At 71.7% G+C, this 24,462-nt stretch carries 24 protein-coding genes and 1 pseudogene; 14 read left to right on the forward strand and 11 right to left on the reverse strand.

Annotated elements, in window-relative coordinates; genetic code table 11:
* Window positions 1-122: 122 nt before the first annotated feature.
* Entirely contained in the window at window positions 123-290 is a 168-nt protein-coding gene (locus ADL25_RS49730) for a hypothetical protein (protein ID WP_181923224.1), read from the forward strand.
* A gap of 177 nt (window positions 291-467) precedes the next feature.
* On the opposite strand, the gene ADL25_RS13660 is transcribed toward ADL25_RS49730, so the two are convergent.
* Entirely contained in the window at window positions 468-1,550 is a 1,083-nt protein-coding gene (locus tag ADL25_RS13660; protein WP_059127968.1) for an acyl-CoA dehydrogenase family protein, read from the reverse strand.
* Between the two features lie 99 nt (window positions 1,551-1,649).
* On the opposite strand from ADL25_RS13660, the gene ADL25_RS13665 reads away from it, so the two are divergent.
* From ADL25_RS13665 to ADL25_RS13680, 4 genes are all read left to right on the forward strand, one after another.
* Complete coding sequence (locus ADL25_RS13665) at window positions 1,650-2,006, forward strand: YciI family protein (protein ID WP_059127969.1); 357 nt, start codon at window positions 1,650-1,652, stop codon at window positions 2,004-2,006.
* Complete coding sequence (locus ADL25_RS13670) at window positions 2,006-3,211, forward strand: RNA polymerase sigma factor (RefSeq protein ID WP_059127970.1); 1,206 nt, start codon at window positions 2,006-2,008, stop codon at window positions 3,209-3,211. The genes ADL25_RS13665 and ADL25_RS13670 overlap by 1 nt, the downstream gene beginning before the upstream one ends.
* 281 nt (window positions 3,212-3,492) lie before the next feature.
* Window positions 3,493-4,857, forward strand: coding sequence for an RICIN domain-containing protein (locus tag ADL25_RS13675; RefSeq protein WP_059127971.1), 1,365 nt, complete (start codon window positions 3,493-3,495; stop codon window positions 4,855-4,857).
* A gap of 53 nt (window positions 4,858-4,910) precedes the next feature.
* Entirely contained in the window at window positions 4,911-5,819 is a 909-nt protein-coding gene (locus tag ADL25_RS13680; protein ID WP_059127972.1) for an oxidoreductase, read from the forward strand.
* 90 nt (window positions 5,820-5,909) lie between these two features.
* Here ADL25_RS13680 and ADL25_RS13685 read toward each other — a convergent pair whose 3' ends face one another.
* Window positions 5,910-8,297 carry a SpoIIE family protein phosphatase gene (locus tag ADL25_RS13685; protein WP_059127973.1) on the reverse strand — a complete coding sequence of 796 codons (2,388 nt, stop codon included), beginning with the start codon at window positions 8,295-8,297 and terminating at the stop codon, window positions 5,910-5,912.
* Between the two features lie 170 nt (window positions 8,298-8,467).
* Between ADL25_RS13685 and ADL25_RS13690 the strand changes: the two genes are divergently transcribed.
* The 4 genes and pseudogenes from ADL25_RS13690 to ADL25_RS13705 all read left to right on the forward strand — a co-directional run bounded on the left by ADL25_RS13690 (window position 8,468) and on the right by ADL25_RS13705 (window position 11,202).
* The gene (locus ADL25_RS13690) at window positions 8,468-8,839 is read left to right on the forward strand and encodes a BlaI/MecI/CopY family transcriptional regulator (RefSeq protein ID WP_059127974.1); all 372 of its coding nucleotides are present in this window, start codon (window positions 8,468-8,470) and stop codon (window positions 8,837-8,839) included.
* 279 nt (window positions 8,840-9,118) lie between these two features.
* Window positions 9,119-9,313, forward strand: a pseudogene (locus ADL25_RS51840) (hypothetical protein); the annotation flags it as partial.
* A gap of 387 nt (window positions 9,314-9,700) precedes the next feature.
* A complete protein-coding gene (locus ADL25_RS13700) occupies window positions 9,701-10,093 on the forward strand; it encodes a VOC family protein (protein WP_059127976.1) in 393 nt (130 codons plus the stop codon).
* Between the two features lie 38 nt (window positions 10,094-10,131).
* Complete coding sequence (locus ADL25_RS13705) at window positions 10,132-11,202, forward strand: adenosine deaminase (RefSeq protein ID WP_059127977.1); 1,071 nt, start codon at window positions 10,132-10,134, stop codon at window positions 11,200-11,202.
* Here ADL25_RS13705 and ADL25_RS13710 read toward each other — a convergent pair.
* Window positions 11,184-11,699 carry a mycothiol transferase gene (locus tag ADL25_RS13710; RefSeq protein WP_059127978.1) on the reverse strand — a complete coding sequence of 172 codons (516 nt, stop codon included), beginning with the start codon at window positions 11,697-11,699 and terminating at the stop codon, window positions 11,184-11,186. The genes ADL25_RS13705 and ADL25_RS13710 overlap by 19 nt on opposite strands.
* Window positions 11,700-11,767: 68 nt before the next feature.
* On the reverse strand, window positions 11,768-12,667 hold the full coding sequence (locus ADL25_RS13715) for a LysR family transcriptional regulator (RefSeq protein ID WP_059127979.1): 900 nt from the start codon (window positions 12,665-12,667) through the stop codon (window positions 11,768-11,770).
* 109 nt (window positions 12,668-12,776) lie between these two features.
* Between ADL25_RS13715 and mgrA the strand changes: the two genes are divergently transcribed.
* The gene (gene mgrA, locus ADL25_RS13720) at window positions 12,777-13,769 is read left to right on the forward strand and encodes an L-glyceraldehyde 3-phosphate reductase (protein WP_059128187.1); all 993 of its coding nucleotides are present in this window, start codon (window positions 12,777-12,779) and stop codon (window positions 13,767-13,769) included.
* A gap of 43 nt (window positions 13,770-13,812) precedes the next feature.
* Here mgrA and ADL25_RS13725 read toward each other — a convergent pair whose 3' ends face one another.
* Complete coding sequence (locus ADL25_RS13725; protein ID WP_059127980.1) at window positions 13,813-14,799, reverse strand: oxidoreductase; 987 nt, start codon at window positions 14,797-14,799, stop codon at window positions 13,813-13,815.
* 113 nt (window positions 14,800-14,912) lie between these two features.
* On the opposite strand from ADL25_RS13725, the gene ADL25_RS13730 reads away from it, so the two are divergent.
* The gene (locus ADL25_RS13730; RefSeq protein WP_059127981.1) at window positions 14,913-15,842 is read left to right on the forward strand and encodes an AraC family transcriptional regulator; all 930 of its coding nucleotides are present in this window, start codon (window positions 14,913-14,915) and stop codon (window positions 15,840-15,842) included.
* Window positions 15,843-16,231: 389 nt separating this feature from the next.
* The gene (locus tag ADL25_RS13735) at window positions 16,232-18,754 is read left to right on the forward strand and encodes an ATP-dependent Clp protease ATP-binding subunit (protein WP_199839151.1); all 2,523 of its coding nucleotides are present in this window, start codon (window positions 16,232-16,234) and stop codon (window positions 18,752-18,754) included.
* Window positions 18,755-18,940: 186 nt separating this feature from the next.
* On the opposite strand, the gene ADL25_RS13740 is transcribed toward ADL25_RS13735, so the two are convergent.
* Window positions 18,941-19,339 (reverse strand): nuclear transport factor 2 family protein, encoded by a 399-nt coding sequence (locus ADL25_RS13740; RefSeq protein ID WP_059127983.1) that lies wholly within the window; start codon window positions 19,337-19,339, stop codon window positions 18,941-18,943.
* Between the two features lie 369 nt (window positions 19,340-19,708).
* Between ADL25_RS13740 and ADL25_RS13745 the strand changes: the two genes are divergently transcribed.
* Window positions 19,709-20,119: a hypothetical protein gene (locus ADL25_RS13745; RefSeq protein ID WP_059128188.1), complete on the forward strand. Its 411-nt coding sequence runs from the start codon at window positions 19,709-19,711 to the stop codon at window positions 20,117-20,119.
* A gap of 29 nt (window positions 20,120-20,148) precedes the next feature.
* On the opposite strand, the gene ADL25_RS13750 is transcribed toward ADL25_RS13745, so the two are convergent.
* The 4 genes from ADL25_RS13750 to ADL25_RS49735 form a co-directional block, all read right to left on the reverse strand.
* Window positions 20,149-21,435: a streptophobe family protein gene (locus ADL25_RS13750; protein ID WP_059127984.1), complete on the reverse strand. Its 1,287-nt coding sequence runs from the start codon at window positions 21,433-21,435 to the stop codon at window positions 20,149-20,151.
* A gap of 97 nt (window positions 21,436-21,532) precedes the next feature.
* On the reverse strand, window positions 21,533-21,976 hold the full coding sequence (locus tag ADL25_RS13755) for a PRC-barrel domain-containing protein (protein WP_059127985.1): 444 nt from the start codon (window positions 21,974-21,976) through the stop codon (window positions 21,533-21,535).
* Window positions 21,973-22,581, reverse strand: coding sequence for a PRC-barrel domain-containing protein (locus tag ADL25_RS13760; RefSeq protein ID WP_059127986.1), 609 nt, complete (start codon window positions 22,579-22,581; stop codon window positions 21,973-21,975). The genes ADL25_RS13755 and ADL25_RS13760 overlap by 4 nt, the downstream gene beginning before the upstream one ends.
* Window positions 22,578-22,724: a hypothetical protein gene (locus tag ADL25_RS49735; RefSeq protein WP_181923227.1), complete on the reverse strand. Its 147-nt coding sequence runs from the start codon at window positions 22,722-22,724 to the stop codon at window positions 22,578-22,580. The genes ADL25_RS13760 and ADL25_RS49735 overlap by 4 nt, the downstream gene beginning before the upstream one ends.
* A gap of 223 nt (window positions 22,725-22,947) precedes the next feature.
* Here ADL25_RS49735 and ADL25_RS13765 point away from each other — a divergent pair, with 223 nt between their 5' ends.
* Entirely contained in the window at window positions 22,948-23,400 is a 453-nt protein-coding gene (locus ADL25_RS13765) for an ATP-binding protein (RefSeq protein ID WP_059127987.1), read from the forward strand.
* Window positions 23,401-23,470: 70 nt separating this feature from the next.
* Here the strand turns inward: ADL25_RS13765 and ADL25_RS13770 are convergent, their stop codons facing one another.
* A complete protein-coding gene (locus tag ADL25_RS13770) occupies window positions 23,471-24,358 on the reverse strand; it encodes an RNA polymerase sigma factor SigF (RefSeq protein WP_059127988.1) in 888 nt (295 codons plus the stop codon).
* Between the last annotated feature and the right edge of the window lie 104 nt (window positions 24,359-24,462).

Here is a 24,462-nt window from a genome sequence, read left to right on the forward strand (position 1 = left end):
ATCCGGATGCGGCAGCGGGCCGATCCACCCGGGTGCGACATGATCGCGTCGACCGGGGGCAGGCGGAAGGACACGGACTCGACGTTTCGAGTCGACGATCGAGGTGGGAGGTGTCTGCCGCTATGGGGGCGAAGGTACTGGAGCGCTTTCCCGCGGGAGCCCCGCGCGGATCATGGCCGGCGGAGGAGTACGCGGCGCGACGACGTGCCGAAGGAGAGCCGGCGAAGGTCATCATGGACATCATGTCGGACGTCTACCTCGTGGTCGTCCCGGGACGCGACGAGGACTGAGCGGAGGGCCCCGGGCGGGCCGTGGCACCGTCGCGTCCGACGACGGTGAGCGGTGCCCCGTTCGGGCCCGCACGCCGCGTGGCGCAGGCCGTAGGGCCGCCGTATCGGCCGACCGGGTCGTCCACACGGTACGGCCCCCGGAGTGCACCGCGAATGCGGGACATTGCGGACTCCCCGTCACGCCGAGGTGGCGGCCCTCCCGGTGGACGGGCCGTGTGCCGGGGCCACGGACGCCGCCAGGCTGTTCAGATGCGCCCGGCGCGACTCCTCGGTCTGGCCCTGCACCAGAAGGAACATCGCCTCCCGCGCCAGCCGCTGGGCCTTGCCGGTGAGCAGCATCGCCCGGCCTCCGCCGGCGACCACCGCCGCGGTCGTGGCCGCGCGCATCACCTCGTACGCCTGTGTCCTGAGGGTCGGCCGATCCGTCGGCTCCTCCTGCGGAACCGGAGCGTCGGCCAGCGCATAGGCGGCCCGGCGCACCTCGGCGAGCCGGGCCCGCAGGGGCCCGGCGATGTCCTCGTCCAGCAGGCCGAGCGCCGCTTCCGCGACGCCGAACACCGCCGGTGAGGCGTGCAGGGTCTTGCGACGGTCGGTCGCCGCCCACCGGCCACGGGGCGCCCGGAGGGCCACCGCCTCATCGGGGACCCACAGCCCGTCGAGTTCCAGCGACACCGTGCGCGCGGCCGTGAGCGCGGCGAGCCGCAGTGGTTGCGACGCGCGCAGTCCCGGTTGCTCGCGGGCCTCGACGAACGCGAAGACCACCTCTCCGGCATCGCAGACCCCCGCGAGCAACATGACGTCGTTCAGACCCCAGCCCGTGTACCAGGGCACCGTGCCCGCGAACCGGTGGCCGCCCCGCTCCCGGGTCACCCGTACCGGGGTTCGCGGATACGACCGCAGGTGCGCGTACGCCACTCCGGAGAGCAGTTCGCCTCGGGCCAGCGGGCCCAGCAGGCGCTCCCGCACCGGCAGATCGCCGTTCACCAGCGTCTGCACGGGCGTGTGGTGCTGCGTCTGGACGAACCACGTCGAGCAGCAGGCTCCCGCCAGGATCTCCGCGACCTCCCGCGCCACCGCGGCGGGCGCGGCCGAACCGCCGTACTCGACGGGCGCGTTCAGCCCGAGCAGCCCCGACCGCCTGATCGCCTCGAGATGGCTTGCGGGCACCCACCCCTGATCGACACGCTCGGCCTCGGGTGCGAGCAGGTCCTGCGCGAGCCGGCGGGCGCGGGCAACGAGAGGATGTGCCGGGGTGCTCATGGGGAAGATTCTCCCGGTGTCGCCGGGTGAGGTGTCGATCCGGGGCCCCGCCGTTCGTGTAGGAGGTGAGAGCACCCCGACGGCACCGAGGAGGACGTCATGAAGTACTACCTGCTGAGTGTGATCCAGCCGAGTGAGGGCACCCCGCCCTCGGCCGAGGCCCTGGCCGAGATCATGCGCAATGTCGAGACCTTCCACGACGAACTGCGCGCGGCCGGCGCCTGGGTCTTCGCCGGAGGACTGCACGGTCCGGAGACGGCCACCGTGCTGCGGCCCGAGGACGAGGACGTGCTGATCACCGACGGGCCCTACGCCGAGGGCAAGGAGTACCTCGGCGGACTGTGCCTGATCAAGGCACCCGACCTGGACGCGGCTCTGGAATGGGGCCGGAAGGCGACCCGGGCCACCACCCTGCCCATCGAGGTGCGCCCGTTCCTGCATCCGGCCGAGGACTGATGACCGGGGCCGTCGACGTCGAGACCGTCTTCCGTGCCGAGTACGGTCGCGCGGTCTCCGTCCTCGTCCGCTTCCTCGGCGACATCGACCTCGCCGAGGAAGCGGTCCAGGACGCCTTCGCCACGGCCCTTCGGAACTGGCCGCAGACCGGTGTACCGCCGAGCCCCGCCGGCTGGATCATCACCACGGCGCGCAACCGCGCGATCGACCGGTTGCGCCGGGAGTCCTCCCGGGACGCCCGCCATGCCGAGGCCGCGCGGCTGTTCGCGCCCGACACACCGGCCGAGGAGGGGCCCGTGCGCGACGACAGACTCCGACTGATCTTCACCTGCTGCCACCCGGCGCTGTCCCTCCAGGCACGGGTCGCGCTGACGCTCCGCCTGCTCGGCGGGCTCTCCACGGCGCGGATCGCCCGCGCCTTCCTGGTGCCGGAACCGACACTGGCCCAGCGGCTGGTCCGCGCGAAGGCGAAGATCCGCGACGCGGGGATCCCCTACCGCGTGCCCCGCGACGCCGACCTGCCCGACCGGCTCGGTGGCGTGCTGGCCGTGGTGTACCTGATCTTCAACGAGGGGTACACGGGTTCCGCCGATCTGTGCACCGAAGCCGTACGTCTCGGGCGGCTGCTCGCCGAGTTGATGCCCGACGAGCCCGAGGTCACCGGCCTGCTCGCGCTGATGCTGCTCGTCGAGTCGCGCCGGCCGGCCCGCGTGGGCGAGGGCGGCGAACCGGTGCCGCTGCCGGAGCAGGACCGCACCCGCTGGGACCGCGATCTGATCGGTGAGGGGCAGGAACTCGTACGCCGGTGTCTGCGCCGGGGCCGGCCGGGTCCGTACCAGATCCAGGCCGCCATCAACGCCGTGCACAGCGACGCTGCCACCGCGCGGGCAACGGACTGGAGTCAGATCCTCAGGCTGTACGACCATCTGATGGCCCTCGCTCCGAGCCCGGTCGTCGCCCTGAACCGTGCCGTCGCCGTGGCCGAGGTGCGAGGTCCCGGGGAGGCCCTCGACCTGGTGGACGCGCTGGACCTGGACGGGTACCACGTGTTCCACGCCGTCCGCGCCGACCTGCTGCGGCGCCTCGGACGCCGGGTCGAGGCGGTGAAGGCCTACGAGACGGCTCTCGCGCACGCGGACGGCACGGCGGAACGGGTCTTTCTGGAGCGGCGGCTGGGGGAGCTCGTGGGAGGACCGCAGGTGTGACCGAGCCCTGGAAGGGCGGCCCGTCCGCGGCCGGCCCGGCCCGAGCCATGGCCGGTACACACCCTTGACTGGTACAGACCAATGGTGTTGAGTGAATCCGCGCAACCCCCCACCGCGGCCGCCCCCAACGGCGTGTGCGCCAGGCTCTGTTGCCCGCCCCCGTCAGGGGGCGGCCGTGCTCGGCTCGACGGAGTTTCACCGATCGGCAACCTCGGCTGCTGACGCCCGACCGTTCGGCATGGTGTCATGCGCATGACCAATGTCGAGCGAAGGGCAACGTCATGCGAACCCCCCACGCCCTGTTCGCCGCGACCGCCGCACTGGTGGCCGCGGCCGTGGTTCCCCCCTCCCATGCGGACGCAGCCGTCCCCGCCGCAGGGACCTATTACGTCCAGAGCGCCACCACGGGACTCAACGCGGCCGACAACGGCGGAGCCGTGGAACAGCACAACCCCGAGGGCAACGAGGACCATCAGCAATGGAATCTGAGAGGCAGCGGGTCCTCGTACGTCCTCGAAAGCGCCGACACCCAGGGCAGCTGTCTCGGCCGCTCCGGCGACCAGGCCCGCACCGTCTCCTGCACGAGCGCCGACGCGGCGTGGGACATCGCGCCCGCGGGCGATGACCAGTACACCCTGAAGGCGCCGGGTACCGAGCGCCATCTGACCGTGGGAGCCAGACCCTCAGGGTCCAACTACCCGGCCCAGTTGACCGTCGGCACCTCGGGCGGCCTCGCCACCTGGTACCTCACCCCGGTCGACTCGCCCACCGGCCCCATGCCGTCCCCCGACCGGCGCACCCTCGACCAGGTCACGTTCCTCACCGCGCACAACGCCTACGCCAACGGAGTCGACGGCGGATTCGCGCCGCCCTTCGTGAACCTGGTGCCCAATCAGACCCGGGGCATCAGCCGGCAACTCGACGACGGTGTCCGGGGATTTATGCTGGACATCCATCAGACCCCGGACGGGGCGATCCTCTGTCACAACAGCTGCACCCTGGTCAGCCGGCCGGTCGCCCTCTGGGTGGACGTCCAGCGCATCGTGGACTTCCTCGGGACGCACCCCGATCAGTTCGTCACCGTGTTCCTGGAGGACTACGTCGATCCGGGCGTCCTGCGCAGCGAACTGGCCAGGGTGAACGGGCTGTCGGACGTCCTCTACCGGCCGGATCGCACCGGGGTGCGGCAGAACGGCTGGCCGAAGATGGCCGATCTGATCGCGGCGAACGCCCGGCTGCTGATCCTCACCGATCACAGTCGTGCCTCGGACGAGGCCGCGGGACTCACCCGCGACAGCTTCGGCGTGATGTACCAGAAGGACTGGACGGTGGAGAACTACTGGTCGATGGGCCCGGGCATCGGCTCATCCGACTGGTCCTGCTACAGCCGCTGGTACGACGCGAACACGGTGATCCCGCTGACCCGCACCGAACCCGGTTTCCGTCCGCTGTTCGTCATGAACCACTTCCGGGACGTGGCGATCGCGTCCACGGCGCAGACCGACAACACCAAACTCGCCGACCGCGCCCGGCGGTTCTGCGGGCCGGCGGCCCGGAAGAAGCCCAACTACCTCGCCGTCGACCACTACGACCTCGGCAACCCGGCCTCGGCGGTGAACACGCTGAACACGTACACCTATCCGTAGAGCGCCCCTCGAACCGGATGCGCGGGTCCGTGGAGTGTGTGCATGATCCACCCATGACCTCACGGACGATCTCCGCGGACGCCGCGGGCACCTGGACCCTGGGCGATCTGCCCGTCAGCCGTATCGGTTTCGGCGCGATGCGGCTGACGGGCAGTGCCGCCTTCCACCTCGGCACGCCGAGCGACCGCGCGCAGTCGATCGCCGTGCTGCGCAGGGCGGTCAAGCTCGGCGTCAACCACATCGACACGGCCGCCTTCTACTTCTCGTCGCTGCGTTCGGCGAACGAGCTGATCAACAGTGCCCTCGCGCCCTACGCCGACGACCTGGTCATCGTCACGAAGGTCGGTCCCTACCGCGACTACTCGGGTGACTGGGGCACCCCGGCCCGCCCGGACCGGTTGCGCGGGCATGTCGAGGAGAACCTGCGGCAACTCGGCAGGGACCACCTGGACGTGGTCAACCTTCGCTGGATGGAGGGGTGGGACTCGATCGCCGAACACTTCGGCGCGCTCGCCGAACTACGCGAGGCGGGTCTGATCCGGCACCTCGGCATCTCGGGTGTCGAGCCCCGCCAACTCGCCGAGGCGCAGGCCATCGCACCGGTGGTGTGCGTACAGAACCAGTACGGTCTCCACGCCCCCGATCCGGACGCGGACGAACTGCTGCGGCTGTGCGGTGAACAGGGCATCGCGTTCGTCCCGTTCTTCGCGGTGGCCGGGCAGGGCGGTGCGCGCGGGCCGGCCGGCGAGGAGCTCGACGAGGTCCGGACCGTCGCCCGGGCGCACGGCGCCACACCGGCGCAGATCAGGCTGGCGTGGACGCTTCAGCAGGGCCCCCATGTCCTGGCCATCCCGGGCACGGGCAGCCTCGACCACCTCGTGGAGAACGTCGCGGCCGGCGCGCTGCGGCTCACGGACGACGAGATGAAGCGCCTGAACACCGTGCGTCTGCAGGGGCGGTAGTCCGTTGCGGCGATCGGGTGCGGCCCCGTCATCGAGGCCTGCTTGATCGTGCGCCCGGGGCCGCTGCGCCCCGTCGCCGCTGCCCTCGGGTCAGGGGGGCAGCGGCAGTTCGGCCCAGACGCACTTGCCGTTCGGCGTCCAGCGCGAACCGAAACGGGAGGCGAGCGCGGCGACGATCGCCACCCCCCGGCCTCCCTCGTCGGTCGGTCCGGCATTGCCCGCTCGCAGGACGTTGAGGCTGTGGTCGAGGACTTCGCACACCAGCACCTGGTCCCGGATCAGGCGCAGCCGTACCGGGCCGGCCGCGTGGAGCACGGCGTTGGCGAGCAGTTCGCCGACGATCTGCTCACCGGCGGGGACGAGCCGTTCCAGCCCCCACTCCATCAGGGTCCGCACGGCCGCGGCGCGCAGACCGCCGACGGCCGCGGCGTCGGCGGCCGTCTCCCATTCCCTGACCTGGTCCGGATCCAGCGAGCGGGGCCGCGCCAGGAGCACCGCGACGTCGTCGGACTGCTCTCCGGCCGGGATGGTCGCGACGGCCGCCGCACACAGGTCCTCGAGCGGTGCCCCGGGGCGCTCGCCCAGAGCCCGGCACAGACGGTCCAGCCCGAAGTCGATGTCGTGGTCATGGGTCTCGACGAGACCGTCGGTGTAGAGGACGAGTGTGCTTCCCTCGCTCAACTCGTACTCCACGGTTTCGAACGTACGAGTGCCCACCCCGAGCGGTGCCCCCGGGGGGACGTCGAGCAGCATGACGGCGCCCGAGCGGTCGACGAGGGCGGGGGGCGGATGCCCGGCCCGTGCGGCGGTGCACCGTCGGCCGATGGGGTCGTAGACGACGTACAGACAGGTGGCACCCATGATCACGGGAGGCATGGCCTTCGAATCCACGTTGTCGGCCCCGAGCCGGGCGAGCAGGTCGTCGAGGTTGGCCAGTACCTCGGCGGGGGGCATGTCCAGCGCGGCGAGCGTCATCGTCGCGGTGCGGATCCGGCCCATGGTCGCCGCGGCGTTGATGCCGTGGCCGACGACGTCGCCGACCACCAGGGCGACCCGGGCGCTCGACAGCGGGATCACGTCGAACCAGTCGCCGCCGACACCGCCCCGCTGGTCGGACGGCAGGTAGCGCCACACCACGTCGACGGCGCTCCCACCGCTCGGATGGCTGGGCAGCAGGTCGCGCTGCAGCGCCAGGGCCGCGGTGTGCTCGCGGGCGTAGCGGCGGGCGTTGTCCAGACTCAGCGCCGCCCGGCTGACCAGTTCTTCGGCGACCAGGCGGTCGTTCTCGTCGAACGGCACCAGATTCTCCGTACGGACGAGCACCGTGACCCCCAGGATCTCGCCGCGGGCGTGGAGCGGCAGGATCAGCAGGCTGTGCATCCCCATGGTGACGACCCGCTCGCGCCGTCGCGGGTCGTGGTCGAGCCAGGAGCCGGGGGAGGCGTCCAGGACGGGCTCCAGATAGGAGCGCCCGGAGGACAGCACGTCCATGAAGGGGGAGTTCGGGGGGACGAACACCGGATCGCCGCGTGACCAGAGAGACTCCGGTACACCCTCGTGGATCGAGGCCACGCCACAGCGGTGGAACGCCGGGATGCGGCCGTCGCCCGCCGCGCCCAGCCGGGCCAGGGGCCGCTCGCTCAGTTCGGCCGCGTCCAGGAGGTCGATGCTCGCGTAGTCGGCGAGCACCGGCACCATGACGTCCGCCAGGTCCTGCGCGGTCTGCATGATGTCCAGGGTGGTGCCGATGCGGGTGCCCGCCCTGCTCAGCAGCGTGATCCTCTCCCGTGCGCGCCGTGAGTTGGTGACATCCACGTTTAGCGAGCACACCCCCGGTCTGCCGTCGCGCGCGTCCTCAACCGGGAACACCGAGAGCGCGTAGGTGCGCCGCCAGCGGCGGTCCAGCTGGTCCAGTTCGCGGCCGATCACCGGCTCACCGCTGTCCAGTACCTCCTGCAGAGCCGCCCTCACGGCGTCGGTGTCCGCGTACAGCGGCGAATGCTCCAGCACGCGGCCGAGCCGCTCCTCGGGGGAACCTCCATAGGCCTCGGCGAGCGCCCGGTTCAGCCACGCCATGCGCAGCTCCGAATCCCAGACGGCCATGGGGAAGGGACAGTTCTCCGCGACCGACATCGCGCGGGCCGCTTCCGGCCCGATCACCGAGACCAGCCAGTCCACGGCCCCGTCCTGGCCCGGCAGAGCGCACACCTTCAGACGCAGGTCCACCGTCCGCCCGTCACGACGGCGCAGCGCCACGCGCCCCGACCACTCACGCCGGAACCCGTACCTGACCTCGTGGGGCGACGCCAGCAGCGACCCCGCGGACCGCCCCAGAACCTCCTGCGCCCGATAGCCGAGCAGTTCCCGCGCGGCGTCCGTCCACCGAGTCACCGTTCCCGACGGGCCGACCACCGCAAGCGCGGCGCCGGCGTCACAGTACGCCGAACCGGCACCGGACCCGGTGTCGAGGTCGGACATCTCTCCACGCTAGGCCCGCCCCATGTCCCCCGCAATCCGTCCAAGGACCGAGGACCGAGCGCCGCGGCGGCCCTTTCATAATGGATGCGCGACCCGGTACGACCGGATTCGTGTGGACTGCATCCCTGCGGACAGTCGACAGGGACGGCCGGTGGGATGAGGAAGGATCCATGACCGAAGCGAAGGACGAGCGTCGCGCGGCGGGCGAGCTGGAAGCGAGCGTCATGGCCGCCCTCTGGGCCGCGGACGTCCCCCAGACCCCCGGCCAGGTCCAGCTGAGCCTGGGCGAAGGACTCGCCCGCACCACGGTGACGACGATCCTGTCCCGGCTGCACGACAAGGGTGTCGTCGACCGCCGGCGCCAGGGCCGTGGCTACGCGTATTTCCCCGTCCAGGACGCCCATGGCCTCACCGCCCGGCGGATGCACACCGAACTGGACCGGGACACCGACCGGCACACGGTGCTGGCCCGATTCGTGGCCCGGCTGAGCGAGGAGGACGAGCGCGTCCTCCGGGATCTGCTGGAGTCCGACGAGACCTGACCTTCTTCCTGCTCCTGCCGCTCGTCGTGCCGTTCGCCGTGTCCCCGCTCGCGCGCCGGGCCCTCGGCCGGCTCCCTTCACCGCCGCCCTGTGGGTGGTGACCGGCTCGGCGCTCGTCCTCGCGGTCTGTTCGCTGACCGCGCTCGGCGCCCTCGTACTGGCGGGGCCGCTCCGGCTGCCGCTGTTCGCCGCGCTCGGCGAGCCGGTGCGTCCGCTGCACGCCGGGTCGGACGTGTTCGTCGTGCCCGCCGCCGTGTTCTCGACGGCCGCGTTCGTCCTGTGCGCCTGGACCCTGGGCGGGGCCGCGCGGCGTCAGACCCGCGTGTTCCGTGCCGCCACCGCCGAGGCGGACCGCCGCGCCACCGCCGCGACCTCTGTGTCATCGACTCGCCGGGACCGGACGCCCACGCCCTGCCCGGCCGGGCGGACCGCATCGTCGTGACCACCGGAGTGCTCCGTGCCCTCGACCCGGAGCAGCGGGAAGCGCTCTTCGCCCACGAGCGGGCCCACAACGGGGGCCGGGACCACCGCTTCCCCGCGGGCGCCGAGGTCGCCGCGCACTGCCACCCGGCCTGCGTCCCATGGCGCCGGCCGTCCGGCTCGCTGCCGAACGCGCGGCCGCCGAGGTCGCCGCCGAGGTGGTGGGGGGACCGCTGGCTGACCGCCCGCGCCATCGGCCGAGCCGCACGTCGCGCGGGCCTGCGCCGGGGAGCGCCCCTCCTTCGTGCCCGCCGCGAGCACCGGACCCGTGCCGCAGCGGGTCGCCGCGCTGCCGGTGGTCCCGTGCGCACCGTGCCGGGCGGCACCGGACGTGATGCCGTACGCTACGTGTTACGTATAACCCCCTCCCCGGAAGGTCCGATGAGACGCATCGCCCTGGTCACCCTCGTCGTCGACGACTACGACGAGGCGATCCGCTTCTATACCGAGGCCCTCGGGTTCCGGCTCACGGCCGACGAGCCGCGGCCGGACGGCTCCCGGTGGGTCGTCGTCGAACCCGGCGCCGCGGCCCAGGGCAGCGGGCTGCTGCTCGCCCGGGCCAAGAACGAGGCGCAGCGCGGCCGGGTCGGCGATCAGACCGGCGGGCGCGTGGGCTTCTTCCTGCACACCGACGACTTCGCCCGGGACCATGCCCGGATGACCGCGGCAGGCGTGACCTTCCTGGAGGAGCCGCGGCACGAGCCGTACGGCAGCGTCGCCGTTTTCCAGGACCTGTACGGCAACCGCTGGGACCTGCTCCAGCCCGCCGAATGACCCACCGACGAGACCCATCTGCCGAGGATCCACCGCACATGACCGCCGCGCACATCGACACCGCCACCCTCCGCCGCCTCCCCAAGGCCGTTCTGCACGACCACCTCGACGGAGGTCTTCGCCCCGCCACCCTCGTGGAACTGGCGGACGAGGTCGGCCACACCCTGCCCGCCAACGACCCGCGGGAACTCGCCGACTGGTACTACGAGGCCGCCAACTCCGGTGACCTGGTGCGGTACATAGCCACCTTCGAGCACACCCTCGCGGTCATGCAGACCCGCGAGGGCCTGCTGCGCACCGCGGAGGAGTACGTCCTCGACCTGGCCGAGGACGGAGTCGTGTACGGCGAGGTCCGGTACGCCCCCGAACTGATGCTCAAGGGCGGCCTCACCCTGCCCGAGGTGGTCGAGACGGTGCAGGAGGGACTCGCCGCCGGCAGGGCGAAGGCGGCCGCCGCCGGCACCCCGGTCCGCGTCGGCACGCTGCTGTGCGGCATGCGCATGTTCGACCGCAGCCGCGAGATCGCGGACCTCGCGGTGGCCTTCCGCGACGCGGGTGTGGTCGGCTTCGACATCGCCGGGGCCGAGGACGGCTTCCCGCCCGCCGACCACCTCGGCGCCTTCGAGCACCTGCGCCGCGAGAGCGTGCCCTTCACCATCCACGCGGGCGAGGCGTACGGCCTGCCGAGCATCCACCAGGCCCTGCAGGTCTGCGGCGCCCAGCGCATCGGGCACGGCGTGCGCATCACCGAGGACATCGTCGACGGCAAGCTCGGCCGGCTCGCGGGCTGGGTGCGGGACCGCCGTATCGCGCTGGAGATGTGCCCGACCTCCAACCTCCAGACGGGTGCCGCCTCCTCGATCGCCGGGCATCCGATCACGGCGCTGAAGGACCTGGGCTTCCGGGTCACCCTCAACACCGACAACCGGCTGGTCTCCGGCACCACGATGACCCGTGAGATGTCCCTGCTGGTCGAGGAGGCGGGCTGGACGGTCCAGGATCTGCGCACGGTGACGGTGAACGCGGTCAAGAGCGCGTTCATCCCGTTCGACGAGCGCAACGCCCTGATCCGGGACGTGATCCTGCCCGGCTACGAGGCCGCGCTCTGAAGCAGCCCGCGGACGTAGGCGGCCTGTCCGGCGTGCTGAAGATCGTCGGACAGGACACTGACCAGCCGCACGCCCAGGCTGACCGGCGGATCCCAGCGCTCGTCCACGATGCGCTCGAAGTCCTTGGCGGTCAGCCCCCGCACGAACCCGAGCGACTGCTCGTGCACGGCGTCGTAGTAGCCGGTGAGCAGGTCGCCCGATTCCACCTGGACGCGGGCGATCTGCTGCGGGCTGTGCCCGTACCCCGTGTCCTGGCGGGGGAGACCGAGGCCGAAGCGCTTCTCCCAGCCCTGTGAGAGCCAGACCTGGTCGAGGGAGGCGGCGTCGGCGACGTGGTCGTCCTGCACCCGGGTCAGGTGCCAGACGAGCCACGCGATCGAGTTGGCGTCCTCGACGGGACGGGCGTTGAGCTCGTCAGGCCCCAGCCCGTCGACCGCGGCATGGACTTCTTCCTGGATGCGGCTGTAGGCGTCGATGAGGATGTCCTTCGCATGCATGGGTCCACCATCGCGCATCGGGAGGCATGGCGTCGGGCCGTCGGGCGGAGCCACGGCCATCATCACCGTCAGTCCTCGTGGATGCCGTCCTCCGTCTCCGCCGCGAGCAGACCCATCAGTGCCCGGGCAGCCGGGCTGGTCGCCTCGTGGGGCGGCAGCGCGGCGACGGTCTCGTACAGCGCGTCGCTCTTGACCGGGAGCGACACGAGGGTGGACGCCTCCCGCTTCTGCCCGAAGTGACGCGGTACCACGGCGACACCGAGTCCTTCGTGGACCAGCTCGAGCAGGCTGTGCACATCGCTGACCTCGAGCGTCACCGTCCGCTGAACCCCCGCCTCCGCGAATGCCATGTCGGTCGTGCGGCGCGGCCCCCAGTCGGGGTGGAAGTCGACGAACGCCTCCCCGCCTAGGTCCTCGGGGCTCACCGGGCCGCCGTCGGCCAGCGGGTGCGACGGATGGCACAGTACGGTCATCGGCTCGCTCGTGAGCGGGAGGGAGCGCAGCTGGTCGCTGTCCTCCTGAGTGCGCACGGCGAACGCGAGATCCAGCCGGCCCGCCGCGACCTCCTCGGCCAGGGCGCCGGAGCCGGCCTGGCGCAGCCGGATCTCCACGTCGGGGTGGCGGCGCCGGAATGCGGCGAGCAGCCGGGCCACGTCCACCCCGGCGATGCACTGCTCGGTGCCCAGCGACAGGGTGCCGCGCAGCACCCCCTGGACGGCGGCGACGGCCTCCCGGGCGGCGCGCACCTGGGACAGGATCCGCTCCGCCTCCACCAGCAGGGCGCGGCCCGCCTCCGTGAGCGTGACGCTGCGGGTGGTGCGGACGAAGAGCGGTGCCTGGAGCTCCCGCTCGAGGGCGCGCACCGAGGCGGACAGGCCCGACTGGGAGACCATCAGGCGTTCCGCCGCCCGGGTGAAGTGCCGGTCCTCGGCGACGGCGACGAAGTGCTGGAGATGGCGCAGTTCCATGATTGAGAAGTGTAGATGCTCAATCCCATCGGATTCCTCTGTTGGACCGCTGCCGGAGGGGCGGGTGAAAGTGGACCGCGTCGTCAGCCGATCCCACCTGGAGTGCACGTTGTACACGGCAGCCCCCGACCGCTACCAGGCCATGCCCTACCGTCGCACCGGACGCAGCGGTCTGATGCTGCCCGCGCTGTCCCTCGGCCTGTGGCACAACTTCGGCCCCGACCGCCCGGCGGAGACCCAGCGGCAGATCCTGCGCCGCGCCTTCGACCTCGGTGTCACGCACTTCGACCTGGCCAACAACTACGGCCCGCCGCCCGGTGCCGCCGAGTCCGCCCTCGGCGACGCCCTGCGGTCGGACTTCGCGTCCTACCGTGACGAACTGGTCATCTCGACCAAGGCCGGCTACCTGATGTGGCCGGGCCCGTACGGCGAATGGGGCTCCCGCAAGTACCTGCTGTCGTCGCTGGACCAGAGCCTGAAGCGGATGGGCCTGGACTACGTCGACGTCTTCTACTCGCACCGCCCCGACCCGCAGACCCCGCTCGAGGAGACGATGGGCGCCCTGCACTCGGCGGTCCAGCAGGGCAAGGCGCTGTACGTCGGTGTCTCCAACTACTCGGCGGACCAGACGCGTGAGGCCGCCCGTATCCTTGGCGAACTGGGCACCCCGCTGCTGATCCATCAGCCGCGCTACTCGATGCTCGACCGGCGCCCGGAGGACGAAGGGCTGCTGGACGCCCTGGACGAGCTCCAGGTCGGGTCCATCGCCTACTCACCGCTCGAGCAGGGCCTGTTGACCGCCCGCTACCTCGACGGCATCCCGGAGGGTTCCCGGGCCGCGAGCGACAGCCCGTTCCTGACCTCCGAGTCGGTCACCGAGGACCTGGTGGGCCGGCTGCGCGCCCTCGACGACATCGCCGGGTCCCGCGGCCAGTCGCTGGCCCAGCTGGCTCTGGCCTGGGTGCTGCGCGAGGGCCGGGTGACCTCGGCCCTGGTCGGCGCGAGCAGCCCCCAGCAGCTGGAGGACAGCGTCGCGGCCACCCGCAACCTCGACTTCGACGCCGACGAGCTGGCGCGGATCGAGGCGATCCTCAAGAAGTAGGGCGCGCGGCACCCGGACAGGAGGCGGCGAGACCGGCGAGCGATCAGGCCGTGAGCCGTTCGCTGACCTGCCACAGGTGGGTGGCCGCCTCCGGGTCGACCGCGTACCCGAGGACACCGGCGGTCTCCGTCCCGGCCCGCCAGGCGGCCTCCTCCGCCTCCGGCACCAGCGGGCTGATGTCGCAGTTCTCGCAGTAGACGCCGCCCAGCCCGTCCAGCTGCGGGCTGGTGGCGCACCAGACACCGGTGGCGGCTCCCTGCGCGATCGTCTTGAGCTGGCGGGAGGGGTCGCGTACCGGGCGGCCCTGCTCGTCCACCGCACCGGCCGCCCGGATCGTCTCCGCGGGGATGTGCTTGGCGAGACCGGTGTCGATGATCATGCCCGGGTGCACGGAGAAGGCGCGCACACCCTCAGCACGCCCGCGCCGGTCCAGTTCGACGGCGAAGAGGGCGTTCGCGGTCTTCGACTGGCCGTAGGCGCCGAAGGGCTCGTACGTCCGGTGCTCGAAGTGCAGGTCCTCGAAGACGACGGGGGAGAAGCGGAACCCGCGGGAGGAGACCGCGACCACCCGCGCTCCGCCGGCCGCCACCAGCGCGGGCCACAGGCGGGACACGAGCTGGAAGTGCCCGAGGTGGTTGGTGGCGAACTGGCCCTCGTAGCCGCGCGCGTCCCGGTGCAGCGGCGTCGCCATGATGCCGGCGCTGTTCACCAGAATGTGCAGGGGGCGGCCGGAACCCAGGAACGTCTCGGCGAAGGCGTCCACGGAGGCCGGATCCAGCAGGTCCATCGGCTCGACCTCGGCCCCGTCGACGCCCTTCAGGGCGGCTCGGGCCCGCTCGATGTCACGGGCGGGCACGACGACGTCGGCGCCCGCGGCACGCAGCACGCGGGCGGTCTCCAGGCCGATGCCGGAGTAGCCGCCGGTGACGATCGCGACCTTGCCGGTCAGATCGATGCCCTTGATCACGTCGTCGGCGGTGGAGGCGGCGCCGAAGCCGGAGGGCAGGGGCCGCTGGGGGGTGGTGGACATGGTGGGTATCTCCTCGCATCGCTCGGGTCAGCGGGCTGTCCGGACCACCGTAGGTCGCGCGATTCGTACGATGAATGCTTGAGAGTACGGATTACTTGCGCGATAGTTCACTCATGCGCGCCGATCCCCTGTCCGACGCCCTCGCCGTCGCCGACGCCCGCAGTGTCTTCTCCGGTGGTTTCACGGCCGGTGGCGACTGGGCCATCAGGCTCCGGGGGCGGGACAAGCTCAAGGTCAACGTGGTCGTGAGGGGACGCTGCCTTCTCGTCCGCGAGGATGGCGGGCAGTCCCTCGCGCTGGAGGCGGGGGATGTCGTCGTCTCCGACGGCAGGCGTTCGTACGTGCTGTGCAGCGCCCCGGGGACCGAGCCGCTGGACTCGGGCGAGGTGCACATGGACCCGGGCGATCGCATGGCCCACCTGGGCGGCGGCGAGGAGTTCATGTGCGTCTCCGGCCACATCGACCTGAGCCGGGACGGTGGCGACCTGCTGCGCCGGGCCCTGCCGGAGCTGATCCACGTACGGGCCGCCGAGGTCGAGGCCCCGGTGCTGGGCTGGCTGATCGGACAGCTGGTGGGGGAGATGACGACGGGCCGGGCCGGCAGCGCGTTCGCGTCCGACCAGCTCGCCCAGTTGCTCTTCGTCCAGGTTCTGCGGGTCTGTCTCGCCGATGCCGAGGTCCTTCCCGCCGGCTGGCTGCGGGCCCTCGCCGACGAGCGCCTCGGCCCGGCGCTGCGGCTGATGCACGGAGATCCCTCACGCCCCTGGCAGCTGGAGGAGCTCGCCAGGGAGGCGGCCATGTCGCGGACCGCGTTCGCCCTGCGCTTCAAGGACGCCGCGGGCGTCCCGCCGCTGACGTACCTCCTCAACTGGCGTATGACCCTGGCGGCGCGCGCCCTGCGTGAGGAGGAGACACCGGTCGCGGCGCTCGCCCAGTCCGTGGGCTACACCTCGGAGAGCGCCTTCAGCAACGCCTTCAAGCGCACGGTGGGCGTCGCGCCGAGGCGCTACCGGGACGCGGCGCGGGCGGCGGTCAAGGGCTGAGCGCATCTGTTGCCGGATCACCGAGTCCGGGCGGCACGGACCGGCGGTCTCCGGGAGCCGTCGCCAAGGGTCCTGAACGGGCCGCGGACCAGGTGCGCGTGAGCCGTTCCGTGGACGTCGAGCGGTCCACGTCCGTCGTTCCGCGGACCCCGGCCCGTCCATGTGCACCGAGAACTCGCGTTGCGGCGGGGACGCGGGAACCACTCGGTCGGCCGGACGCAGGAGACCGGTGGACGAGTACCCGTACGATCCCGCCGCAATCACCCGGATTGACCCTGTTGTGCTGCGGTTGTGATGCGTCAGAACCTGGCGAACACTGGGCAGGTACGGGCAATTCGACTACGGCGGGCGATACGCGGCCGTGTGTCGCCGCCGGACGGGTGGCAATCGTGACGATCTCGCCCTTCGGGTCAGGCGACCCGTTTTCCGATCTCTTCAATCGCTTCTTCGGTATGAGCCCGGCCACCTCGCCGCCGGCCGTGCAGCGCGTACCCATCGGACGCCTGCTCAGCGACTCGTCCAACGAGCTCCTCGCCGCCGCCGGCGCGCGGGCCGCCGAGGACGGCTCCGACCTGGATGCCGTACACCTGTTGTGGGCCGCCACCCAGGTGCCGGCCGCGCGCCAGGTGCTGGAGCAGGCGGGCGTGGATCCCGAGCGGCTCGCCGCCGACCTGCAGAACTCGCTGCCCTCCGGGACCGGCACCGCCGAGCCCGCGCTCACGCCCGCGGCCAAGCGCGCCCTGCTCGCCGCTCATGCCCGCTCCCAGGCGGCCGGCGCCTCCTACATCGGTCCGGAACACATCCTCGCCGCGCTCCTCGACGATCCGCGCTCCCCGCTGGCCCGCACCCTCCAGTCGGAGGGCGCCTCCCCGGAGGCGCTGAGCGCTCCCGGACGTCAGGCGCAGGCGGCGGGCGGGCATCCCGACACCCCGACACTCGACGAGTACGGGCGCGACCTCACCGACGAGGCGCGCAGCGGCCGCCTCGACCCTGTGGTCGGCCGGTCCTCCGAGATCGAGCAGACCGTCGAGGTCCTCTCCCGCCGTACGAAGAACAACCCGGTGCTCATCGGCGATCCGGGCGTCGGGAAGACCGCGATCGTCGAGGGCCTGGCGCAGCGCATCGTCGGCGGTGAGGTGCCCAGGGTGCTGAAGGACCGTCGTGTGGTCTCGCTCGACATGGCCGGGCTCGTCGCGGGGGCGCAGTACCGCGGTCAGTTCGAGGAACGGCTGAAGAAGGTCATCGACGAGGTCTCGGCGTCCAAGAAGGGGATCATCCTCTTCATCGACGAACTGCACCAGGTCGTCGGTGCGGGCGCAACCGGCGAGGGGTCGATGGACGCCGGAAACATCCTCAAGCCCGCCCTCGCACGGGGCGACCTCAGCGTCGTCGGCGCCACGACCCTCGACGAGTACCGCAAGCACATCGAGAAGGACTCGGCGCTGGAGCGCCGCTTCCAGCCGGTCATGGTGCCCGAGCCCAGTGTCGAGGAGACGATCGAGATCCTGCGCGGACTGCGCGACGCGTACGAGGCCCACCACCAGGTCCGCTACTCGGACGAGGCGCTGGACGCCGCGGCGTCGCTGTCCGACCGCTACATCAGCGACCGGTTCCTGCCCGACAAGGCCATCGACCTCATGGACCAGGCCGGGGCCCGGGTCGGGCTGCGCGCCGTGGTCGACTCGACGGAGGTCGCGGACCTGGAGGACCGTATCGAGCGACTGCGCCGGGAGAAGGACCAGGCGGTCAGCGCGGAGGACTTCGAGCGCGCGAGTGAAGTCAAGCGGCGGATACCCGAGTTGGAGCGGGAGCTGTCGGAGATCGCCGAGGGCGGGGCGGCCACGGCCTCCATGGTCACCGTCGACGACATCGCCGAGGTGCTCTCGGCACGCACCGGCATCCCGGTCTCCCAGCTGACGGAGACCGAGCGCGAGCGGCTGATGAAGCTGGAGGACCTGCTGCACGAGCGGGTCATCGGCCAGGACCAGGCGGTCACCGCCGTGGCCCAGGCCGTACGCCGGGGCCGGGCCGGGATGGGCGACCCCAACCGCCCCACCGGCAGCTTCCTCTTCCTCGGCCCCACCGGCGTCGGCAAGACGGAACTCGCCAAGGCACTAGCGGAGCTGCTCTTCGGCGACCCCGACCGCATGGTCCGATTCGACATGAGCGAGTTCCAGGAGAAGCACACCGTCTCCCGGCTGGTCGGCTCCCCGCCCGGTTACGTCGGTTACGAGGAGGCGGGCCAGCTCACCGAGGCGGTGCGCCGCAAGCCCTACAGCGTTGTGCTCTTCGACGAGGTGGAGAAGGCCCATCCGGACGTCTTCAACCTGCTGCTGCAGGTTCTCGACGACGGGCGGCTCACCGACGCCCAGGGGCGCACGGTCGACTTCCGCAACACCGTCGTCATCATGACGAGCAACATCGCCTCGAAGCACATCCTGGACCACCAGGGTGACGTCGAGGAGATCAGGGACGATCTGATGGCCGAGCTCCAGGCGCACTTCCGCCCCGAGTTCATCAACCGGATCGACGACGTGATCGTCTTCCACTCGCTGGTGCGCGAGGACCTGGTGCAGATCGTCGACCTGCTCCTGGACGGCACCCGGCGGCGGCTGCACGCGCAGGACGTCCGACTGGAGGTCACCGAGGCGGCCAAGGACTGGCTTGCCGAACGGGGCCACCAGCCGGAGTTCGGCGCCCGTCCACTGCGCCGCACCATCCAGACCGAGCTGGACAACCGGTTGTCCAACATGCTGCTGGACGGGACGGTCAACCCGGGTGACACGGTCCTGGCGGACGTCGCGGACGGCGATCTGGTCCTGCGCCTCAAGCCGGGAGGCGAGGGCGAAAAGGCCGCACAGGCCCGGAAGACGGACGAGGCCGAAGGCGGCAAGGAGGCCGACGGCGCGTAGCGGCGACGGCCGGCCGGTCCGGGCCGCCAGAGGCCTCCGGGCCGGCCCGGACCGCGTGCTGCGGACCGCGCCCGCGGCGTGCAGAGGTTCGTGCCCGGCCGGGACGCGGTCCACGGGGTGCTCGGGTTCGGGCCTGCCGGCGCGCGGTGTAACGCGTGGCGGGGTTCGCGCCTGCCGGTACGCGGTCTACCGCGTGCTCGGGGCCGTGCCTGCCGGGACGCGGTCGAGGAAGCCCAGGACCGCGCAGATCCGTCCGTCGTCGGCAAGGGTGATCACGTCGAAGCCGGCGACGGGGGCCGACCCGTCCGCTTCGTTGACCAGTTCCCAGGCGAAGCGCGCGATGCCATGGTGGCCGTCCACCGCGCCCGAGAGCCGGAAGGAGAAGTCCGGGAACTGCTCGTGCGCCCCCGCGATCACCGCGGCGATCTGCTCGTGCCCGCTGACGTCGGCCAGTGGATCGGTGTAGCTTCCGTCGCCGGCCCAGGCGGCGGCGACGGCCTTCGCCAGGGCCCGGGGGTCGTTCGTGTTCCACGCCTCGAAGTAGCGGGCGACGGCGGTTTCGTGGCGGTCGGTGTCTGCGGACATGGCGGATCAGCCTCCATCGAGGTCATGGTGCCGGGCGGGAGCCGGATCCCGGGGCTCGGTGCCCCTCGGGCCGGTACGGCAACGATGCCCGGACGCGCCCCAGGGCGTCGATTACCTCCGGGGTAAGCGATGCCCCGGGCCTCTGCCGAATCGTTTCGGCCATGGGGCTCGCGTGAATATGCCAGGAGACTGGCCGAAATGGCGTGGTGACAGAGAGTCACGAGTGACGATACTCGAGTAACAGGGTGATCCGGCCACGACCGGAACGCGCCGTCGCGCGCCGCGCTCGGGTCACCCCCGTGCACAAGCGAGCGCATGCAAGGCACCACGGGCCCGACCCGGCACCGAGTACCGCACTGGGGGACGATCGTGCACGACGAATTCCTGTGCCATGTCACGGCATACGGCATCTGCGGCGGCCGACGCGTCGGCGTGCCGTTGGGCACCTATCGAGCGCCCACTCTCGCCCTGGCGCTGTGGTGGATGCGGGACCGGGCGTGCTGGATCGCGGAGCGGCTCGACCCGCACCCCGACGATCCGCTCTTCCCGCCGAACTCCCTCGCCCCGGTCGCCGACACCGTGCCCGATGTGCCGGGCGTGCTGCGGGACTGGTGCGGTGACGACGGCCGGCAGCAGGAGGCGGCCGAGGAGCTGGCCGCCGGACGGCTGGTGCGTGTCGCCGTCAGCGACGACACCACGGAGTACGAACTGCTCGCGGAATCCGTGGACGCGCTGCGCATGCAGCGCTTCGTCCCGGCGCTCTCCACCCCGGCCGCCTGACCCCCGGTCGGTCCCGCGGCCTTCGGGTGCTAGGCGGCCTCGCGCCGTCGGCGCACTCTCCAGGCGAGCAGTCCGCCGACGAATCCGGTGACCAGCCCCCACAACGCGGCCAGGCCCAGCGCGGTCCACAGCTGCGGCGTGAGGAGCAGCACGCCGGACAGTCCGCCTCCCAGGTCACCGATGCCCAGCAGGGTCAGACCGTAGTGGGCCGACACCCGGCAGACCAGACAGATCATCAGCACGGTGAGTACCAGCGCGGCGGCCATGTGCAGGGAGTTCCGCCATGGCCGGACCCGAGTCGGCGACCGCGCCGCCATCACGAAGGCGGCGGTGAGGATCAGCAGCGCGGCGACGGCCACCAGCCACCACACCCGTCCGTCGTGCTCGGAGAGCGTGCCGAGGTCGAGCGTCGAGACGTCCGGTGTGCGAAGGACCTGGTCGAGCAGATGCGGCACGGGAAGCCCGAACGGTCCGTCCACCCGGCCGTTCCAGGTGGCGCCCAGTCCGAGGGTGAGGGCCGGCCACACCACATTGGGCAGACCCAGCAGGATCAGGGCGAACGTCCGGGCGGGATGCCCGCGCGTCGCCGCCACGACCAGCCCGATCACCAGGCCCACTGCGACACATGTGAGGAGCAGGCCCATCATGGCGTAGGCGGCGGGACGGACCCGGTCCTGAAGGCGCAGCAGCCGGGCCGGGAGCGGCGCGCTGCGTGAGACCAGCAGAGCGAGGACGAGCACCCCCGCCAGCCACAGCAGCCCGAAGAGCACGGTCAGCGGCAGGTCCGCCCGGTAACCGACCTGCGGCTCGACGCCGAGCAGGTCTTCGATGTCACCGATGGACCCGTTGCCGGGCGGGGCCGTGAAGGTCTGGCGGGCCACCCGTGCGAGTCCGAGCAGGGCCAGCAGCCACAGCACGGCGATCCGGGCCGCCCATCCCGCCAGCTCGGATGCCGCGGCCACGGCCCGGTGGCGCAGCGGGCGCAGAAACCCGGCGGCGATCACGAACGCTCCGCCGAGCGTCACCGACATCGGCATCACCGTCAGCTCCGCCTGGGTGTCGGCGAGGGCGCCGACGTCGCCCGCCAGCCTCACGGTACCGCCGACCGCGGCGACCAACGTGGCCGCGACCACCCGGGGGAAGCCGTTGTCGGGAACGCCGGTGAGGCCAGCCGCCCACAGTCCGAGCGCGGCCGGCACGATCATCGCGATGAGCCCGGCGAGCACGGTCGCGAGAGCCCGGCCCCAGCCGTGCGGCACGGCCGGTGGGCTCGCGGTGTGGATGTCGGCCTGCCGGGACGGAGTCGAGGCGCTCACGCTGCCACGGTAAGCAGCCCTTCCACGCCGCGCCTGCCGAGCGGTCCGGTCGCGTCCGCCGGGTGGCCGGCCCGCCACCCGGGGCGTTCGACCCCGCTCAGCCCTCCGGTGCGGCCGTCAGGTCGCCCCGCACGACGAGCGCGTAGTCCCCGAGCCCGAGGAGCCGATCGCCCGCCACCTCGCCCAGTGTGGTGACGACTTTCTCGATACGGCCGCTGGACGCGTCGAACACGATGTCCTGGACCGTCCCGCGGTCGTCGCCGTCCTCGGACAGCACCCTGACCCCGAGCGCCTCGTGGCTCGGGCCGGGCGACCCGTCCTGCGGCAGGACGTCCGGCTCCACGAGCACGGCGTCGGTCCCGATCGCGTGCAGGGCGTTCCAGCCGACCGCCCCCTGCGCGCGGCCGCGCCGCCCCGTCACCCGGATGTGGGTGATCCGTCCGCCCGCCGCGTCGACGGTGAGTGAGGCGAGCGTCCCGATCTCCTGTGCCTCACCCAGGGTCACCACCGGCAGGCCCCGGACACGGGAGTACGTCGTCATGGCAGTGGCCCCCTCTCGACACCGCCCGCCGCGGGTTTGCCGCGTGCCTGGAACGCCGCGACGCGGGCGGCGAATCCGGCGAGGTCGTCGGCGACGAACCGAACGGCGTCCGCGGGGACCACCAATGCCCGCCCGGACACGGCGAGCGTCTCGCCACGGGGCACGAACACCTGGCGGCGGCGTCTGCGCGACCCTGTGACCAGCGACTCACGGGCGTCGAGCCGGAAACCCACGACTCGTCCGCTTGTCCCCGCCTCGACCATGACGTCCAGCACGACACCGATCTCCGTGCCCTCGTCCGTCAGCACCCTGGCACCGACGAGCCGGCCGTGCGCCGCCTCCTTGCGCGCCACCACCGCCGACCGCTCCGCGAGCACCTCCGCACCGCGGATCATCACGGCGTGCCGGCCCAGTGCGTGCACGGAGGCCCACGGCAGGCTCCTGCGCAGCGGACCCGCCAGCAGGCCACGGCCGCTGAGCGTGAATCCGGTCACCTGACCGGCCGGGCCGTCGAAGACCGTGTCCTTCACCTGGGCGACCACGTCCCCGCCCAAGGTCACCACGGGGCGCCCGGACAACTCGCGCGCGCCCGTCAACTCGTTCACCGCGCTTCCCGCCTTCCGGAGTCCTGTCCCCGCTGGACGGCGATCACCGTGCCCGCCCGCCGGCGCGCCTGCACCCACAGGAGCAGCCCGGCCAGCAGCACCACCACCGCCACCACGAGGACCGGCCACAGCCACCAGCTCACGGTCCACCTCCGGTACCCCGGCCCTGACGGCGTACGGCAGGGCGTCGTACCCTGCGAATGCCCCGGACCGACGCGAAGATGCCCCCGGCGGACGGGGCCGTCGAACTCGCGACGGCGGGGCCGGCAACCACGGTGACTGGGGAACGCGTCACTGGGTACGAGCACTGGTGCGGTGCCCTCGGGGGCACCGTGACGACGAGGACCGGCATTCGAGAGAGACCGTATGAGGGAGCACCTGGACGAAGTGGTGATACCGACACACTTCGACACGCCCGTCGAGCCGCTGCGGAGAGCGTCGCACTACACCGGCGAACCGGGGTCCGTCACCGAGGCGAGGGCCTTCGGTGAACTGTTCCTCGAGCAGCTCCGGTCCGAGTGGTGCGCCTCCATCGACGGGCGCACCACCGGCGATGTGCTCCTGGTGGTGAGCGAACTCGTCACCAACGCGCAGCGGCACAGTCACGGCCCGTACATCCTCGAGCTCGAGGGCACCGACACCGATGTGACCGTGGCCGTCTACGACAGCAGTGCCGCACTGCCCCGGCGTTATCCGAAGGACCCCGGGCGTATCGGCATGCACGGGCTGGAGATCGTCCACGCCCTGGCCACCCGGGTGACGTGTGAGCGGGTCCCGGTCGGCAAGCGGGTCACGGCCGTGGTGCGGCTAGGGGACTGAGACCGCACGACGCGGCCCGCGGACGCCTCGTGTCCGCTGGCCGCGTCGTGCGGTCGCGCCCTGCCCTCCGTCAGGTGGCGTCGACCCGCCTGACGTCGTCCATCATCCCGCGGCGCAGCTGCTGGATGATGCGCTTGATCAGGCGCGAGACATGCATCTGCGAACAGCCGAGCCGGGCGCCGATGTCGGCCTGCGTGGCCTCCTCCACGAAGCGCATGTGGATGATCGTCCGGTCACGCTCGCTGAGCTTCGCCACCAGCGGGGCGAGGGTGTGGAAGTCCTCCACGAGGGCCATGCCGTCGTCCTCCTCGCCGATGAAGTCGGCGAGCACGGCCTCTCCGTCCTGGTCGTCCCCGGTCAGCGTCGCGTCCAGCGAGGACGAGTTGTAGCCGTTGGCCGCGATCTGCGCCTCGATCACCTCGTCCTCGGGCAGATTCATCAGCGCGGCCAGTTCCGCGACGGTCGGCTCACGGTCCAGACGGGTCGCGAGCTCCTCGCGCGCCTTCGCCAGCTCCACCCGCAACTCCTGCAACCGGCGCGGCACATGGACGGCCCAGGTGGTGTCGCGGAAGAACCGCTTGATCTCGCCGACGATGTACGGCACCGCGAAGGAGGTGAACTCCACCTCGCGGGAGATCTCGAACCGGTCGATGGCCTTGATGAGGCCGATCATGCCGACCTGGACGATGTCCTCCATGTCGTCGCCGCGGTTGCGGAACCGTCCGGCCGCGAAGCGCACCAGCGACATGTTCATCTCGATCAGCGTGTTGCGCGCGTACTGGTGCTCGTGGGTGCCCTCCTCCAACGCGCTCAGCCGCTGGAAGAACTGACGGGACAGCTCCCGTGCATCACGAGGAGCGATCGTCCTCGGGTCCGTGACGGTCGGCAGGCTCTCCTCACCAACCCTGGTCCGGACCGTCCTGTCGGTGACCGTCGACCAGCTCATGGCGGTGTCCATTACCTCTCCCACGAAACTCACTGTTGGGCCTCTCGGCGTTGTCCAGGCGTCGTGTGTGCGCGTGTACCCCGGACTCCGGGAACCATGTGGGCACATGCGCGGCA

Source organism: Streptomyces sp. NRRL F-5122, from assembly GCF_001507435.1.
GTDB lineage: Bacteria > Actinomycetota > Actinomycetes > Streptomycetales > Streptomycetaceae > Streptomyces > Streptomyces lannensis.